Here is a 15,211-nt window from a genome sequence, read left to right as displayed (position 1 = left end):
TCAAGCATTTTACTGTCTTTTTGTACAGTTTTAATGGCTTCAACCTATATTACAGAGCTCTGCCCTCACGGCGCTTTCTATATGGTATGAAGCCGATAAGGCTACTTCTTCTGCATCTCCTTCCACCACGACTCATCAGCAACAATCTGCCCTTCGTCATCGAGTGGTGGATATGGCATATTTTTCTTCTTAGCGACCTTGGCGAGAACCGGGTGACCACGCTCAAAGAGGATGCGGTGGATGGTTTCTTCTGGAAGCACACTTGCATCGCGATCGTACATGCCCGCTAGCTGACGCTGACGTTGAGCTTCGAACAAGATAAGTGCACTGGCGACCGAGACATTAAGAGACTGCACCATGCCAACCATAGGAATAATGATGTCTTGATCCGCTTCACCGAGCGCATCTTGAGTAATCCCGTTCTTTTCACCACCAAGGATGATGGCTGTTGGTTTGGTGTAGTCTATCTCACGAAAGTCGACGGCGTTGTCAGACAGGTTGGTAGCCAGTACCTGCATGCCTTGGCTTTTAAGCTCGCGCACAGCATCTGCGACCGTGTCGTGGGTTTCAACTTCCACCCAGTTACGCGCGCCAGCTGAGGTGTGGCTTAGGGTACGCATTTTCTCATCAGGCCAAACGGCATGGACCTTGTGTACACCTGCGGCATCGGCGGTGCGAATGACGGCAGAGACATTGTTCGGCTTGTGAACTTGCTCTAGCAGCAAAGTCAGGTCGGGTTGGCGTGCTTTTAGCACTTCCTGAATACGATTGTAGCGTTCTAAATTCATTAGGATGTTCCAAATAAAACGGGCTCGATATTCATCGAACCCGTGTTAGATCAAGCAATAGCCTTAGTTCTTACGACGTCTGACTCGCAGTGCGTGTGGCATAACGCGAATGCGCTTCATGATGCCAGCAAGGTGCACACGGTCTTTGGTTGTCAGCAATACCGTCACAGTATACAAACGACCATCACGCTCTTCCGTCGAAATGCCGTGAATGTTCGAGCCAGTCTTAGCAATCACATTAGTGAGCTCAGCAAGCGCACCTTGGTGGTTTTGCAGATCGACTTGAAGTTCTGCAGTGAACTCTTGCTCGTAGTCGTCACTCCATTCTACCGCCATGTACTTGTCTGGCTCTTTCTGGTGACCACGAACGTTTGGACACGTTTCACGGTGAACCACAAGACCACGACCCGGTGACACATGGGCAATGATGTGATCGTCTGGAATTGGGTGACAGCAGTTCGCGAACGTGAGAAGAATACCTTCTGCGCCGCGGATTGGCAGCTTCTTACCTGATGATGGAATAGAGCTTGTTTGTGTTAGCTCGTCCGTATCACCCAGTAAGCGTCTCGCAATCACGATGCTCATCAGCTCACCAAGACCAATCGCAGCAAGCAAGTCGTCGAGTGACTCTAGCTTGAGATCGGTGAGCACTTCGTTGATGTTCTCTGGGTAGATGGTATCAACAGAGTGGCGACCTAATGCATGGTTAAGCAGGCGGCGACCTAGAACCACAGACTCTTCACGACGCATGGTCTTCAGCACCTGACGGATCTTAGTGCGAGCACGTGACGTCACGACATAGTTTAGCCATGCCGCATTTGGACGAGCGCCTGGTGCACTGATGATCTCAACGGTTTGACCGTTCTTCAGAGCCTTGCTTAGTGGGTATGGGTTACGATCAACACGAGCGCCCACACAGGTGTTACCGACATCGGTATGCACCGCATAAGCAAAGTCGACCGCTGTCGCGCCAAGTGGCAGCTCTACAATACGACCTTTTGGTGTGAACACGTAAATCTCATCTGGGAACAGATCGGATTTTACGTTTTCAATAAATTCAAATGAGTTACCTGCGCTTTGCTGTAGCTCAAGCAGGCTTTGCATCCAACGCTGCGCCTTAATCTGCGCAGTAGTGCCAGTGCGGTCGCCATTGCCTTTGTATGCCCAATGCGCTGCCACACCCTTGTCCGCCATCTGGTCCATGTCTTCGGTACGAATCTGTACTTCAACAGGAACACCGTGAGGCCCAACCATAGAGGTGTGAAGGGATTGATAGCCGTTCGCCTTTGGTACCGCAATGTAATCTTTCATGCGACCTGGGCGTGGCTTATATAGGCTGTGTACTTGACCAAGTACACGATAGCAGGTGTCCGCCGTGTCCACGATAACGCGGAAGGCGTAGATATCCATGATGGTGTGGAAGCGCTGCTCTTTGGTTTTCATCTTGTTATAGATGGAGAACAGGTTCTTCTCACGACCCAACACGCGACAGTTCAAACCAACCTCACCGAGGCGGCCTTCGATCTCGCTATGGATACGTTGGATCATTTCCTTACGGTTACCACGAGCAGCTTTCACTACTTCTTTCAGAACGCGATAACGGTTTGGATAAAGCGCTTCAAAACCCAACTCTTCAAGCTCGGTCTTGATGTTGTGAATACCTAGACGATGCGCAAGCGGCGCATAGATCTCTAGGGTTTCACGAGCAATACGGCGTTTCTTGTCCGGACGAAGCGCGCCCAATGTACGCATGTTATGAGTACGGTCACTGAGCTTAATCAAGATCACGCGGATGTCTTGCACCATGGCAAGCACCATCTTGCGGAAGTTTTCCGCTTGAGCTTCTTTGCGATCTCGGAATTTTAGCTTGTCGAGCTTAGAGACGCCGTCCACGAGTTCCGCGACGGTGTTGCCAAACTGTTCTTCTAGCTCTTCTTTGGTGACTTCCGTATCTTCAATGACATCATGCAACAGTGCTGCTTGCAGTGTTTCAATATCCAGACGCATTTCTGCGAGGATACGAGCAACCGCAACCGGGTGGATGATGTAAGGTTCACCGCTAGAGCGGGTCTGCCCTTCATGGGCATCTCTTGCTACCACATAAGATTGACGCAGAGCCTCAATTTGAGGCTCTGTTAGGTATTCTTGGGCAACGTCTTTAAGGCTATCGAATAGGTACAAATTATAGGCCCGAAAGTCGATGGAACTCTGATTGGATAGGTCGAATTAACGGTTGTGAGCGATGCTGCTTACTGCCGCTAGTTCTGCAGCTTCTTGCTCTTGCTGCTCTTGACGCTCGCGTGCGTCTAGTACTTCTTTCGTGATCAAGCCTTCTTCGATTTCGCGTAGAGCGATAACCGTTGGCTTATCATTTTCTTCTGGCACTAGTGCATCTTTACCACCGATTTGCATCTGACGTGCGCGGCGAGCCGAAATAAGAACTAGGTCGAAGCGGTTGCCAACTTTTTCAACAGCGTCTTGAACAGTTACGCGTGCCATAAGAACTCCAATAGTTAACTAAATTTTTGATGACGAGAAAGTATACAGGCTATTACATTTAGATTCTAGATCACAAATGATCCGTTTAGCTACTGTTACTTAGGGTTTAATCGGCGATATCACTAATGAGATCGCCTGTTATTTCATTTCATCGCGCTAGGCGAAAAACAGAATAGGGGCTGATAGCGAGCGATTTATTCTGCTAGTAGGGCATCCAGCATGCCTTTGTATTTCACGGCTTGCTTGTCTTGCTTCAAGCGCTCAGCGCGCAAAATCGCTTTAAAATCAACAAGTGCGCCATCAAAGTCATCGTTGACGATAACATAGTCGTACTCGTTGTAATGTGACATTTCTGATTTTGCTTCGCTCATGCGTTTTGCGATCACTTCATCGCTGTCTTGACCGCGCACGTTTAGGCGACGCTCAAGCTCACTGTTTGACGGCGGCAGAATAAAGACGCTTTTCGCTTCTGGCATCTGCTCGCGGATTTGGCGCGCGCCTTGCCAGTCGATATCTAGGAAGACATCGATGCCTTTATTTAGCGTTTCTTCAATCCACAAGCGAGACGTACCGTAGTAGTTACCAAACACTTCGGCATACTCAAGAAACGCGCCTTGCTCAATCAGTGATTCAAACTCTGATTTTTCAACAAAGTGGTAGTGCACGCCGTCTTCTTCACCAGGGCGCATGCCGCGAGTGGTGTGAGAAACAGAAACCTTCATTGCGTAGGTTGGGTTTTTTTCCAACATAGCTGCAATTAAGCTCGATTTACCAGCGCCGCTTGGTGCCGATACGATATAAAGGGTGCCTTTACCAATCATTTGTCAGTGTCCGCATTCTTGGGTTGAAGGAATAGAAGCCGGTCAGTACCTTCTTCTATTTTAGATAAAACACTGTCCGAAGTGCTGAAATTTCGGCCAGAAAAATGGAGGCGAAGAGTATCACGATTGAGGGCAGCACGACAAGCTGTCTTCTCTTTGATGTGAGGACTTGCATAAGGCGCGTAGGGTAGGTACCGAGAGTTGGCAGGTAACATTTAAGGCAAACGTTTGCTTATTTATCAAGGTTTTGTTTTTTAAGCGATAAAAACCAACAAGAAAAACATTGATTTATTTCTCTGGCTGATTAAAATTCGCGCCATTATTTTTGTCGCGCATACGTTTGCGTCTCCGTCATTTCTATCTTTAAAGGTTCCACTGTGAGTGCAGAATTAGCTGGCCAAAGGCAAGCCAACCCCTCTTTTATCGAAGCTACCTTCAAGGTGAGCGAGCGTAAATCTACGATCGGCACCGAGGTATACGCAGGTTTTATTACGTTTCTAGCGATGAGCTACATCTTAGCGGTGAACCCAGCCATCTTGGGTGACATTCCCGGCATGGACCGCGGCGCGGTATTCACTGCAACGGCGCTAGCTGCGGCATTTGCGACTCTAATTATGGGTTTCTTTGGTAACTACCCAGTGATGCTTGCACCTGGTATGAGCATGAATGGCTTCTTTAAAGGCATGCTTCTTAGCGGCTCAGTGGCTCTGGTTTGGCATGAAGCGCTACTGGGTATCTTCTTCTCGGGCATCATCTACTTGATCTTATCAATGACTAAGATCCGTAAAGCAATGATCGAATCGATTCCAGAAGACCTAAAGCTGGCGATTACCGTATCGCTCGGCTTGTTTATCGCCTTCTTGGGACTTAAGAACGCCGGTATCATCGTTTCAAACCCAATCATCTTGGTGAGCATGGGCGATATCCTGAACCCTCAGGTTATGATCGCTTACATCAGTATCTTTATTGCGCTGGGTTGCATGGTTCGCGATATCAAGTTGGCGACGTTTATCTCGTTCATATCGGCCATCGTTCTAACCATACTTGCTGACACCTTTATGGGCACAAGCAACGCACCAATTCCAGATCAGCTCGTCGCGATGCCACCAAGCATGGCAGGTAGCTTTGGTGCGATCTTTGATTTCTCTGGTCTAACAGCAGAGAAGATGTTCGATCTACTGTTCATCGTGATTATCTTCTTAATTGTCGACTTCTTTGATGGCTTGAGCACGATTGTTGGTGTGGGCCGTGACGCTGGCATCATCGACAAAGACGGCAAGGTGCCAAATGCTCGTTCAGCGCTCGTTGCAGATGCAGGTGGTACTGTAATGGGTTCGCTGCTTGGCACAACGTCGGTTACAGCATTCTCTGAGTCGGGTATCGCGTCTTCTCAAGGTGCGAAAACGGGTCTAGCGGCAGTTGTAGTAGCCGGTTTGTTCTTTGTGTCTCTATTCCTATACCCGCTATTCTCATTGTTCTCTGCGGCAATGGTGGCACCAGCGATGGTAGTCGTTGGTATCTATATGATTGGTCGCCTTGGCGATATTAAGTGGGATAAAAAAGAGTCGCGCATCGCTGCCTTCTTTACCATTATGTTTACCGTGCTGAGTTTCTCACCAGCAAACGGTATGGCGATGGGCTTTATCAGTTATGCATTTAGTATGGTAGTGGCAGGCAAGGGTAAAGAAGTTCACCCGGTGATCTATGTGCTGTCGGCGCTGTTTATGACTTACTTGGTGTTGCTATAACTCAACTTCAGAGACAAAAAAAGCAGGCATCAAGCCTGCTTTTTTATTGCGTCCGCATTACTCAATATTCTGAATCTGCTCACGCATCTGCTCAATCAACACCTTAAGCTCAACACCTGATGCGGTGATATCCGTGCTGATGGACTTAGACGCTAGCGTGTTCGACTCGCGGTTAAACTCTTGCATCATAAAGTCGAGACGACGACCGACAGCACCACCTTTCTTCATGATGCTGTTGGTTTCTTTAACGTGAGAATCTAGACGGTCCAGTTCTTCTGCTACGTCAGACTTTTGCGCCAGAAGAATCAACTCTTGCTCAACGCGAGAGGCATCAAGCTCAATCTTGGCTTCTTCAAATTTGCCCAGTAGACGTTCACGTTGCCATTCGATGATTTCTGGCATGCGAGCGCGAACCTTCACCACTTCTTCTGTGATGGCATCTAAACGCTGAACGATCAACGCCTTCATGTTTTCACCTTCACGACCACGCGCTTCGATGAAGTCACTCAGTGCACCCTCAAAGCCATCTAGCAGTGCTTTGTTGATGGTGTCCATATCTTGCTCTGGCGTTTCCATCACACCTGGCCACTGCATGACTTGGAATGGGTTAATGCGGTTTTGCTCACCAGTGAGCCCCATAATCTGGTTCGCTGCACCGATCACTTGCTTAGCGAGTGTTTCATTGATGTTCAGCTCACTTTTCGCTGCAGGGTTTGCTTCAAAGCGAAGGTGACATTCGACCTTACCGCGTGCCAAACGCTTACGGAAGCGCTCACGAAGGACAGGTTCAAGACCACGGAACTGCTCAGGAAGACGGAAGTATGTTTCGAGATAACGTTGGTTTACAGAGCGGATTTCCCATACTGCGCTACCCCAGTCACCTTTGACCTCTTTGCGCGCGTACGCGGTCATGCTGTAGATCATGAAATGATTCCCTTGGATTCAATAAATGTGTTCAAACTGTCTTCATGGTAGCACAGAGCTCGAATCGAAGTCACACAACCTAGACCCATACTCGCTTCTCCGTTATAATCTTCGCCCAACCAAATTCGCTTCCCCAACAAAGGTAATGTCCATGCGTCCAAATGATCGCGCAGCAGACCAAGTGCGCCCAATAAAAATTACTCGCAACTATACCGCTTACGCAGAAGGCTCTGTGCTGGTAGAGTTCGGCAATACCAAAGTGTTGTGTAACGCAACAGTGGAAGAGAATGTACCTCGCTGGCTAAAAGGCCAAGGTAAAGGCTGGGTAACCGCTGAATACGGCATGCTACCACGCTCAACGCACTCAAGAATGCGCCGTGAAGCGGCAAGTGGCAAGCAAGGCGGCCGCACCATGGAAATCCAACGCCTAATCGCTCGTAGCCTACGTGCAGTCGTAGACCTAGAAGCCATGGGTGAAATCATGGTGACAGTCGACTGTGACGTTATCCAAGCGGATGGTGGTACTCGTACCGCTTCGATCTCAGGCGCTAGCGTTGCAATGGCAGACGCATTTGCTCACCTTGTAGCAAAAGGCACGCTAAAAGCGAATCCAATGAAAGGCCACGTTGCGGCAGTATCTGTAGGTATTCTTGGTGAAGACGTACTGTGTGATCTTGAGTACACCGAAGACTCGGCAGCCGATACCGACATGAACGTTGTGATGACTGAAGATGGTCGCATGATCGAAATCCAAGGCACCGCAGAAGGCGAACCGTTTAGCCACGATGAGTTAATGGCGCTACTGGCGTCAGCGAAGAAAGGCATTACCGAGATCGTAGCAGCTCAGAAGCTGGCATTAGAAGATTGATTGATGGCTCCCGTAAGGGGGCTATTTTTTTGTGTGCAGGACACACTAAAAAATCGAAATAACCCGTCATCCTCACGAAAGTGAGGATCTTCGTCAGCAAGTACTGTGCTCAAATAATGTGAGTCACGTGCCGCACGAGATCCCCTTTTTCAAGGGGATGACGAATGTACTACGTTGAATGCAGAGTAAATTAAAAACCGAAATAGCCCGTCATCCTCACGAAAGTGAGGATCTTCAGCAGCGAGTATCGGGCTCAAATAATGTGAGTCACTTGCTGCACGAGATCCCCTTTTTCAAGGGGATGACGAGTATGTGCGTTGAATGTAGAGTACATTAAAACTCAAAAATACCGTCATCCTCACGAAAGTGAGGGTCTTCAGCAGCGAGTATCGGGCTCAAATAATGTGAGTCACTTGCCGCACGAGATCTCCTTTTCAAGGGGATGACGAGTGTACTACGTTGAACGAAGTGCACGTTAAAAGCCGAAACAACCCGTCATCCTCACGAAAGTGAGGATCTTCGTCAGCAAGTACTGTGCTCAAATAATGTGAGTCACTTGCTGCACGAGATCCCCTTTTTCAAGGGGATGACAGATGTACCGCGTGGGTGACGCGATGTACATTGTGAATGAAATTAAAGAGAGAGATAAAATGAAAGCATACCAGCGTGAATTTATTGAATTTGCATTAGAGAAAGAAGTCCTAAAGTTTGGCGAGTTTACCCTTAAATCTGGTCGTAAAAGCCCGTACTTCTTTAACGCTGGGCTTTTCAATACAGGTCGTGATCTGGCTCGTCTGGGTCGCTTCTACGCAGCAGCACTAGCAGACTCTGGCATTGAGTTTGACGTGCTATTTGGCCCAGCTTACAAAGGCATTCCAATCGCAACAACAACAGCGGTAGCACTCGCTGATCACCACGACATCGACACTCCTTACTGCTTTAACCGTAAAGAAGCGAAAGACCACGGTGAAGGTGGCAACCTAGTGGGTAGCGCACTTGAAGGTCGTATTATGCTGGTGGATGACGTAATCACGGCAGGTACTGCGATTCGTGAGTCAATGGAAATCATCAAAGCAAACGGCGCTGACCTAGCGGGTGTACTAGTTGCTATTGACCGTCAAGAAAAAGGCAAAGGTGAGCTATCTGCGATTCAAGAAGTTGAACGCGACTTTGGCTGCGCAGTGATTTCAATCGTAAGCCTGACTGACCTTATTACTTACCTTGAAGAGAAAGGTGGTAATACTGAGCATTTAGAGGCAGTTAAAGCGTATCGAGCGTCTTACGGTATCTAATCACCTAGTCTCAGAAATAGAAGACCCACAGCTTGCTGTGGGTCTTTTTTATGGTTTCAATCTACTTTTCGTATTGCTTGACGAATCATTTAAATTGGCAAAGTAGCGCAACACGAGAGTCACTCTCAGCCAGTGGCTCGCTACAAGTCACTTCGTCTCCCGCGATAGTTTTCCATCGTTCTTGCCACTCTTTAAGAACTACCATATAGAAATCTTCTCTCTGCCTAATGTCTTCAAGAGTATTGATCGCTTTGGCCTGACCGTTGCTGTAGTACTGACCAGAGTATGAGCGATTTTCCAGATAGTATGTTGGCACAGAAAGGTCAATCTCTTGAAAGATGGATTTATCACTATTATCGGCAACTTGGCCTGTGTGAAGTAGCCAAGTTGCAGCAATAAGAGCAACTGGCACGACTAAAGCTGCTATAGACATCCAAATAATATCTTTCTGCTTCCAGAAAATCGCCAATAGAATGGCGACAGCAGGCGTGCCCGGTAGAACGTACGTTGGCAGAATATTGCTCGACAGCGTGAACAAAATAAGCGGTGACAGTGCCCACCAAAGAGCAAAACTAGTAAAACCGTTGTTTTGCTTTGCTTGTTCTAAGCCATATCTCGCACGCACAAGCATAACCACTGGCAAAATCAGAGACCACGGCAGTACTGCCAGTAGCCAAAAGAAGAAAATTTTCCCTTTAGGCTCCTGATGCCCAGAACCATAGAGATCGCCTTCCCACCCCGGTTCTACAAAGCGTTTATAGTGCTCGCCAACAATAAAGTAGTCGAGGAAACCTGGCGTTGCACGCTCGGCCATTAGATACCATGGCAGTGCGATCGCTAGCATTAGCAGTGTTCCCTTGATAAGTGGGAATCGACGCCAAAGCTCAACAAATGCACCAATAATACCGTGTTGAAGCACCATCCACGGGAACACACCAAGACCAAATAGCACGATAGCTACGGGGCCTTTGGCAAGCAGCCCGACGGCTAGACCCGCAAAGCCGACATAGCCCCAGAATGTTGTACCCAGCCAGCATTGGTAGAAACCTACCATCGCCATTGTTAGGCCAACTGTCAGAGCCATGTCCGTCATGACTGCACCAGCTGAGATAGAGAACACTAGCGTGGTTGAGAGAACAACGGCTGCGACTAATGGGTTATAGCCATTTTTCTTCGCAAACCAAGCCGACAGCCATACGACAAGTACACCAGCAGCCCAGTGTGGCAAACGCAAAGTAAATTCAGACAGGCCGAACATTTCGACACTGATGGCGCTCATCCAAGTGAATAGAGGTGGCTTGCCCCAAAAAGGAACGTCATAATCAAAAAGAGGCGTTAGCCAGTTTCCGGTTTCGACCATTAAGCGTGCCATCTCGCCATAGCGAGATTCCGTAGTATCCATCAAAGGATAAAAGCCCAATGACAGTAAGCGGATAAGTAACGCACCTATCAATAAAATCCAAAGTGTGCGTTCTTTATTAATCATCTTTTACTCCTAACAAGTAAGGCACAGAAGGTGTCTAAATTGAGTTTGACGACGAGTTCTGATAATGGTTCATGGTGTCTAAGACCATCCTAAAGCGTAATCGTTTCATACGCTCAATGAGCACGCATCAATTTCACGCTCAGTAATAAAGCAAGTCGTGCATTCTATGTCGAAAGAGGCAATGTGGACAGTATTAAATTTGCTCGAAATAGATTGTTGTGTCAGTGAGTAACTTATTTAAACGTCTATCGACGACCTGACACATAAAGCATCAAAAAGAGCCTCACTGATGACATTGGTTCGAGCTATAAAAGCACGGATAGCTAAACGATTTTTTTAGACTCTAGAGCACTGGCCACAATCGGCGGAACAAACTGAGTCACGTCACCACCATGAATTGCCACTTCACGTACTAGTGTAGAAGAAATAAAGGCATGCTCTTCGGCAGGAGTAAGAAACACACTTTCCAACCCAGGCAGCAAACGGCGATACATATTGGTAAGACCGAACTCATACTCAAAGTCGACGGTTGTACGTAGACCACGGATCAATACGTTGGCTTGCTCTGCTTTGGCAAAGTCAACTAGCAAACCTGAAAAGCCCTTAGAGGTTACATTGGAAAGGTGGCTGGTGACTTGACGAGAAAACGCCACGCGTTCATCCAATGTGAATAGCGTGTTCTTACTTGGGCTGGCCGCAATCGCAATGATAATTTCATCAAACATGGTCGATGCGCGCTCGATAAGATCGAGATGACCATTAGTAATGGGATCGAATGTGCCAGGGTAAATGACTCTGGATAGGCGTTTAGGGCTCACGGTATTCTCTTTTGTCGAGTTTTGGTCATAAGTCTACCATGTTATAGACAGGAACAAAGAGGTAAGCAACAGTTATCATTATGTGGTGGACTTGCTATCATCAGTGGTTGGCTTAACTGAGTGGAAACAATGAGTAGGATGAAGAATATTCTCGTAGTGCGTAATGACAAGATTGGTGACTTCATGCTTGCCTGGCCAAGCTTTGCAATGTTGAAGCAGTCCTTGCCAGACTGTCGTATTACCGCATTGGTCCCTGGTTACACCGCAGCACTTGCCAAGGCTTGCCCTTGGATTGATGAAGTAATTATTGATGCAGGTAAAAAAGCGGATAAAGCGACTCAGCAGGCTCTGGTCCGCACTATAAAAAGTGCAAACTTTGATGCGTCTATTAACCTGTTTTCTGATACTTACAATGCCTTGCTCGTATTGAGGGCAAAGATTCCTTATCGACTAGCGCCAGCGACCAAGTTTGCACAGGTTTTCTATAATAAACGTATCAAACAAAAGCGCTCACAAAGTGCAAAACCGGAATTTGAGTACAACTTAGATCTGATCCGTGCATTTTTAAACGACCAGTCTGTCGAAATCGTAGAGCCTAAAACGCCTTACTTTTCTTTCTCACTCGATTCACTCGCCAAACAAAAAGAGAAACTATCACAGCAGTTAGGGCTCAATAAAGCGAAGCCATGGCTGTACGTCCATGCTGGTAGCGGTGGTTCTGCTAATAACCTGAGCTTGCAACAGTACTGCTCACTGCTAAGCGGACTAGAAGAGGACTTTGAGCTAGTGCTAACTGCAGGGCCGGGTGAAGAAGAAAAAGCGCGAGAGTTACAGTCAATGCTCACAGATAGCGACTTACCAAGCGTGATCTACGATAATAATGATGGTCTGGTCGACTTCTCTTGCTCGCTTGCTTGCGCAAGTCTTTTCATTGCTGGCTCAACTGGACCGCTTCATATTGCAGCGGCACTCGATGTTCCTACGGTCGGCTTCTTCCCTGCGAAACGCTCAGCGACCCCGTTACGCTGGAAAACCTTAAACTCAGAAGGTCGACATATCGCGTTTTGTCCGCCCCAGTCTGAGGACAAGGTAAGCCAAGATGATATGTCTAGAATTGATGTGAGTGCTTGTGCTCGTGATGTCAATTCGTGGTGGAAAGGCATTATCTAATGAAAAAGCCAAGAGGCTATGTCCGTGGATACATAGCTTCGTTTAGACAGAGCCCTTTGCTTTCAAAGTTTGGATACAGCGAGTGATGCTCTACGATTTTTGCTGGCTATCGTTCGCTCTTGCCCAAAGGTCTGCGTACTTAATAAACGTCGAGTGTGCTGAGAGAATCGCGATCAAAAAGCCCTGCTTACCGTCCAAGAATCCGCGTTTTAGAATATACATCTTCAAGAAACACCCTAACGCATGCAGTATTGCTTGCGAGAGTGAGGCCGACTTACCGCGCTTCTGCTTTTGATCAGCCCATGCTCGGCCATAACTTGCCGACTTCACCAGGTAGTGCTCCATGTCTTTGTAAGAGTAATGAAGAATGTCACCCTTAAGTCGCTCGGTTTTGACTCCATCAGGGATAATGACGGACTCGTGTACCAGGTTATCGTTATATTGTGTCAGCGCGTTTGGATATAAGCGAACATGATGATAATACCAACCAGAATGCTTTAAGAAGCGCCCAAAGACCCAAGTGAGTTCATTAAGGCTGAACACCGTATTCTTCGGTGAGGCGAGTAGCATTGTTTGAATCTCTTGCTGCAACACATCATCAATACGCTCATCTGCATCCAGCGCTAATATCCAGTCACAGTCGGTATAAGATTGCGCTAACTGTTTCTGTTTACCGAATCCCGGCCACTCGTTGTTAATGAAGAATTTCGCACCATATTTTTCTGCGATTTGTTGAGTGCCATCCGTACTTCCCGAGTCGACAATAACGATTTCATCAACCCAAGAGACACTTTGCAAACACTCTTCTAGCGACGCCTCTTCATTCTTAGTAATGATAATCGCTGCGATGGATGCTCGCTGTTGATGAGATGTGGATGGTGATGTCATAGTTTTTCCTCGTGACAAACAAGGTCGAACATGTCGATTACTTGCTGTGGTTGGATACGTTGCATGGCGGATTTATCTTTCACTCGGGTGCGCCATTCTAGCTCTTGGCTTGGTTTTCCAGTCTCAGCCATGATGGCTTCTTCATAGACTGAGACGACGTACTCTTGATAGTTGTAAGGACCGGTTCGTAATGGGTTGTGGTGCGCATAAAGCCCGATAACCGGTGTCTTCATGGCATTGGCCATATGACAAGGGCCAGTATCTGGCGCGATCACTAAATCTGCTTGGTCAAGCAGAGCGAGCATTTGCAGTAAACTGCTTTTACCAATCAGATTAATAATAGGGTCTGTGAAGCTTGCTTCAATCTTTTCACCAAGTTCAACCTCGATTTTTGCTGGGCTGCCTGCCAATATGACGTTCCAGCCGAGGTCTTTGGCATGGTTAATCACTGCCACGTATCCCTCTACCGTCCAGTTTTTATAGCCCTTACTGGCGGCGGGAACGATCACTAGGTTAGGCTTTTCTTGCAAATATTGCGCTGCCCATTCTTGATCGTCTTCATGATACTGAAGCAACCAAGATGGGGTTGTAGCAGGGATGCCGAGTGATTCAGTGAAGGCCATTAAGCCATCGAGAACGTGCATTTTTTCTGGGGAGGGCACTTTTACGTTCGTAAACAGTCCCTGGAAGTCTTGTGCTCGTTCGCCATCAAAACCAAGCTTGTATGTAGCTTTGATACCCATTGTCGCAATGCTGGCTCGAAATGCGTATTGCATGTGAAGCAAGGCGTCAAAACGCTGACCATTTAACTGCTTCCATAGCTGTCGATAGCCTTTCCAACCCGCTTTTTTATCAAATACGATGATGTTGATATCGGTAACGCTTTCTAGAAGCTTTGCCTCAAGTTTACCTGTGATCCACGTAATCTTTGTCTCAGGCCAATAGGTTTGAATGGCTTGCACAGCTGCAATGGTATTGCAGACATCACCAATGGCAGATAGGCGGAGAATACAAATAGATTGAGGGGGGGTCTCAAAAAGTGCCATAAAATCGCAACGCTAAGAACGGATGTAAAGATTATGCAGGGGGGCGGTTTGAATGTAAAATCAGAAACATGGAAAGCAGGTGAAAACTTCTAGATAGATACACAAGTTAGGGATGTGAATGTGAGAACAATTGCTGAGAACAATACCAAATATTGGTTTGACGAAGAGTTGCTGCAAGAGCCGGTGCAAAAGGTATTCGATCCTAACTATTGGCAGTTTCAAGGTCGAGTCATCGGTAAAGCGGAGGGTCGTGGGACTACTTGGTTTGTGCAGACTGATACCCTCGCTGCCGCGCTGCGTCATTATCGTAGAGGTGGGTTATTTGGCAAACTTGTTAAAGATCAGTATTGGTTTTCAGGTTGGGATGACACACGCTGCTACCAAGAGTTTCAATTGTTGCATTCATTGATAGACGCTGGTGTGAACGTACCTCGTCCTATTGCCGCGAGAGCGGTAAAGACAGGTGTATTTTATCGCGCCGACTTATTAACAGAGAAAGTACACAATGCACGAGATTTAGTAGCTATCTTAGAAGAAGGCCCTCTGCCTAATGATATGTATCAAAAGATCGGCCAAGAGATCCGAAAAATGCACGATGCGCAAGTAAACCACACCGATCTTAATATCCACAATATACTGATAGATGACTCAAGTGATGTTTGGATCATCGATTTCGATAAATGCCATCAACAGAATGGAAATGATTGGAAACAAACAAACTATGACCGATTAAAACGCTCATTCGAGAAAGAGGTGAGACGTAAGGGGATCTATTACAAACCCGATAATTTTATACATATTCAGGGTTAAACCCGACCATTAATCAAGGTGTAAGAGTGGGTTTGCGTATAGAGTTTTGCTAT

The 15,211-nt window shown here is 47.2% G+C and carries 14 protein-coding genes; 5 read left to right on the top strand and 9 right to left on the bottom strand.

The features are described from left to right. Positions 1 to 101 precede the first annotated feature (101 nt). The 4 genes from trmH to gmk all read right to left on the bottom strand — a co-directional run bounded on the left by trmH (position 102) and on the right by gmk (position 4,105). Complete coding sequence (gene trmH, locus J4N45_RS17775) at positions 102 to 788, bottom strand: tRNA (guanosine(18)-2'-O)-methyltransferase TrmH (protein WP_252012871.1); 687 nt, start codon at positions 786 to 788, stop codon at positions 102 to 104. Between the two features lie 63 nt (positions 789 to 851). After that, positions 852 to 2,969, bottom strand: coding sequence for a bifunctional GTP diphosphokinase/guanosine-3',5'-bis pyrophosphate 3'-pyrophosphohydrolase (gene spoT, locus J4N45_RS17770; protein WP_042476939.1), 2,118 nt, complete (start codon positions 2,967 to 2,969; stop codon positions 852 to 854). 45 nt (positions 2,970 to 3,014) lie between these two features. Next, complete coding sequence (rpoZ, locus tag J4N45_RS17765; RefSeq protein WP_006071268.1) at positions 3,015 to 3,287, bottom strand: DNA-directed RNA polymerase subunit omega; 273 nt, start codon at positions 3,285 to 3,287, stop codon at positions 3,015 to 3,017. A 194-nt stretch (positions 3,288 to 3,481) separates the two neighbouring features. After that, the gene (gene gmk / locus J4N45_RS17760; RefSeq protein ID WP_042477262.1) at positions 3,482 to 4,105 is read right to left on the bottom strand and encodes a guanylate kinase; all 624 of its coding nucleotides are present in this window, start codon (positions 4,103 to 4,105) and stop codon (positions 3,482 to 3,484) included. Positions 4,106 to 4,485: 380 nt separating this feature from the next. On the opposite strand from gmk, the gene J4N45_RS17755 reads away from it, so the two are divergent. Continuing rightward, positions 4,486 to 5,856: an NCS2 family permease gene (locus J4N45_RS17755; RefSeq protein ID WP_042476944.1), complete on the top strand. Its 1,371-nt coding sequence runs from the start codon at positions 4,486 to 4,488 to the stop codon at positions 5,854 to 5,856. A gap of 57 nt (positions 5,857 to 5,913) precedes the next feature. Here the strand turns inward: J4N45_RS17755 and J4N45_RS17750 are convergent, their stop codons facing one another. Beyond that, positions 5,914 to 6,780, bottom strand: a complete 867-nt coding sequence (locus tag J4N45_RS17750; RefSeq protein ID WP_252012868.1) for a YicC/YloC family endoribonuclease — start codon at positions 6,778 to 6,780, stop codon at positions 5,914 to 5,916. Between the two features lie 151 nt (positions 6,781 to 6,931). On the opposite strand from J4N45_RS17750, the gene rph reads away from it, so the two are divergent. After that, positions 6,932 to 7,648 carry a ribonuclease PH gene (gene rph / locus J4N45_RS17745; RefSeq protein ID WP_234494980.1) on the top strand — a complete coding sequence of 239 codons (717 nt, stop codon included), beginning with the start codon at positions 6,932 to 6,934 and terminating at the stop codon, positions 7,646 to 7,648. 650 nt (positions 7,649 to 8,298) lie between these two features. Continuing rightward, positions 8,299 to 8,940, top strand: a complete 642-nt coding sequence (gene pyrE, locus J4N45_RS17740) for an orotate phosphoribosyltransferase (RefSeq protein ID WP_252012867.1) — start codon at positions 8,299 to 8,301, stop codon at positions 8,938 to 8,940. Positions 8,941 to 9,025: 85 nt separating this feature from the next. On the opposite strand, the gene J4N45_RS17735 is transcribed toward pyrE, so the two are convergent. Together J4N45_RS17735 and coaD are read right to left on the bottom strand one after the other, a co-directional pair. Then, a complete protein-coding gene (locus tag J4N45_RS17735; RefSeq protein ID WP_252014715.1) occupies positions 9,026 to 10,423 on the bottom strand; it encodes an ArnT family glycosyltransferase in 1,398 nt (465 codons plus the stop codon). 326 nt (positions 10,424 to 10,749) lie between these two features. Next, the gene (coaD, locus tag J4N45_RS17730; protein ID WP_252012865.1) at positions 10,750 to 11,244 is read right to left on the bottom strand and encodes a pantetheine-phosphate adenylyltransferase; all 495 of its coding nucleotides are present in this window, start codon (positions 11,242 to 11,244) and stop codon (positions 10,750 to 10,752) included. Between the two features lie 138 nt (positions 11,245 to 11,382). Here coaD and J4N45_RS17725 point away from each other — a divergent pair, with 138 nt between their 5' ends. Beyond that, entirely contained in the window at positions 11,383 to 12,414 is a 1,032-nt protein-coding gene (locus J4N45_RS17725) for a glycosyltransferase family 9 protein (RefSeq protein WP_252012864.1), read from the top strand. A 90-nt stretch (positions 12,415 to 12,504) separates the two neighbouring features. On the opposite strand, the gene J4N45_RS17720 is transcribed toward J4N45_RS17725, so the two are convergent. Further along, the gene (locus J4N45_RS17720) at positions 12,505 to 13,302 is read right to left on the bottom strand and encodes a glycosyltransferase family 2 protein (RefSeq protein ID WP_252012862.1); all 798 of its coding nucleotides are present in this window, start codon (positions 13,300 to 13,302) and stop codon (positions 12,505 to 12,507) included. Then, positions 13,299 to 14,348 carry a glycosyltransferase family 9 protein gene (locus tag J4N45_RS17715; RefSeq protein WP_252012861.1) on the bottom strand — a complete coding sequence of 350 codons (1,050 nt, stop codon included), beginning with the start codon at positions 14,346 to 14,348 and terminating at the stop codon, positions 13,299 to 13,301. Before J4N45_RS17715 ends, J4N45_RS17720 begins: the two co-directional genes overlap by 4 nt. 120 nt (positions 14,349 to 14,468) lie before the next feature. On the opposite strand from J4N45_RS17715, the gene J4N45_RS17710 reads away from it, so the two are divergent. Further along, positions 14,469 to 15,158 carry a 3-deoxy-D-manno-octulosonic acid kinase gene (locus tag J4N45_RS17710; protein WP_252012860.1) on the top strand — a complete coding sequence of 230 codons (690 nt, stop codon included), beginning with the start codon at positions 14,469 to 14,471 and terminating at the stop codon, positions 15,156 to 15,158. Positions 15,159 to 15,211 lie beyond the last annotated feature (53 nt).

Origin of the sequence: Vibrio sp. SCSIO 43140, from assembly GCF_023716585.1 — a bacterium.
GTDB classification, from domain to species: domain Bacteria; phylum Pseudomonadota; class Gammaproteobacteria; order Enterobacterales; family Vibrionaceae; genus Vibrio; species Vibrio maritimus_B.
The sequence above is the reverse complement of the archived record's forward strand: the minus strand, read 5'-3'. Positions and strand labels throughout refer to the sequence as shown.

Bases quoted from the DNA above. Each gene is read 5' to 3' on its own strand.
- trmH (WP_252012871.1), bottom strand. From the start codon at position 788: ATGAATTTAGAACGCTACAATCGTATTCAGGAAGTGCTAAAAGCACGC.
- rpoZ (WP_006071268.1), bottom strand. From the start codon at position 3,287: ATGGCACGCGTAACTGTTCAAGACGCTGTTGAAAAAGTTGGCAACCGC.
- J4N45_RS17750 (WP_252012868.1), bottom strand. From the start codon at position 6,780: ATGATCTACAGCATGACCGCGTACGCGCGCAAAGAGGTCAAAGGTGAC.
- rph (WP_234494980.1), top strand. From the start codon at position 6,932: ATGCGTCCAAATGATCGCGCAGCAGACCAAGTGCGCCCAATAAAAATT.
- pyrE (WP_252012867.1), top strand. From the start codon at position 8,299: ATGAAAGCATACCAGCGTGAATTTATTGAATTTGCATTAGAGAAAGAA.
- J4N45_RS17725 (WP_252012864.1), top strand. From the start codon at position 11,383: ATGAAGAATATTCTCGTAGTGCGTAATGACAAGATTGGTGACTTCATG.
- J4N45_RS17720 (WP_252012862.1), bottom strand. From the start codon at position 13,302: ATGACATCACCATCCACATCTCATCAACAGCGAGCATCCATCGCAGCG.
- J4N45_RS17715 (WP_252012861.1), bottom strand. From the start codon at position 14,348: ATGGCACTTTTTGAGACCCCCCCTCAATCTATTTGTATTCTCCGCCTA.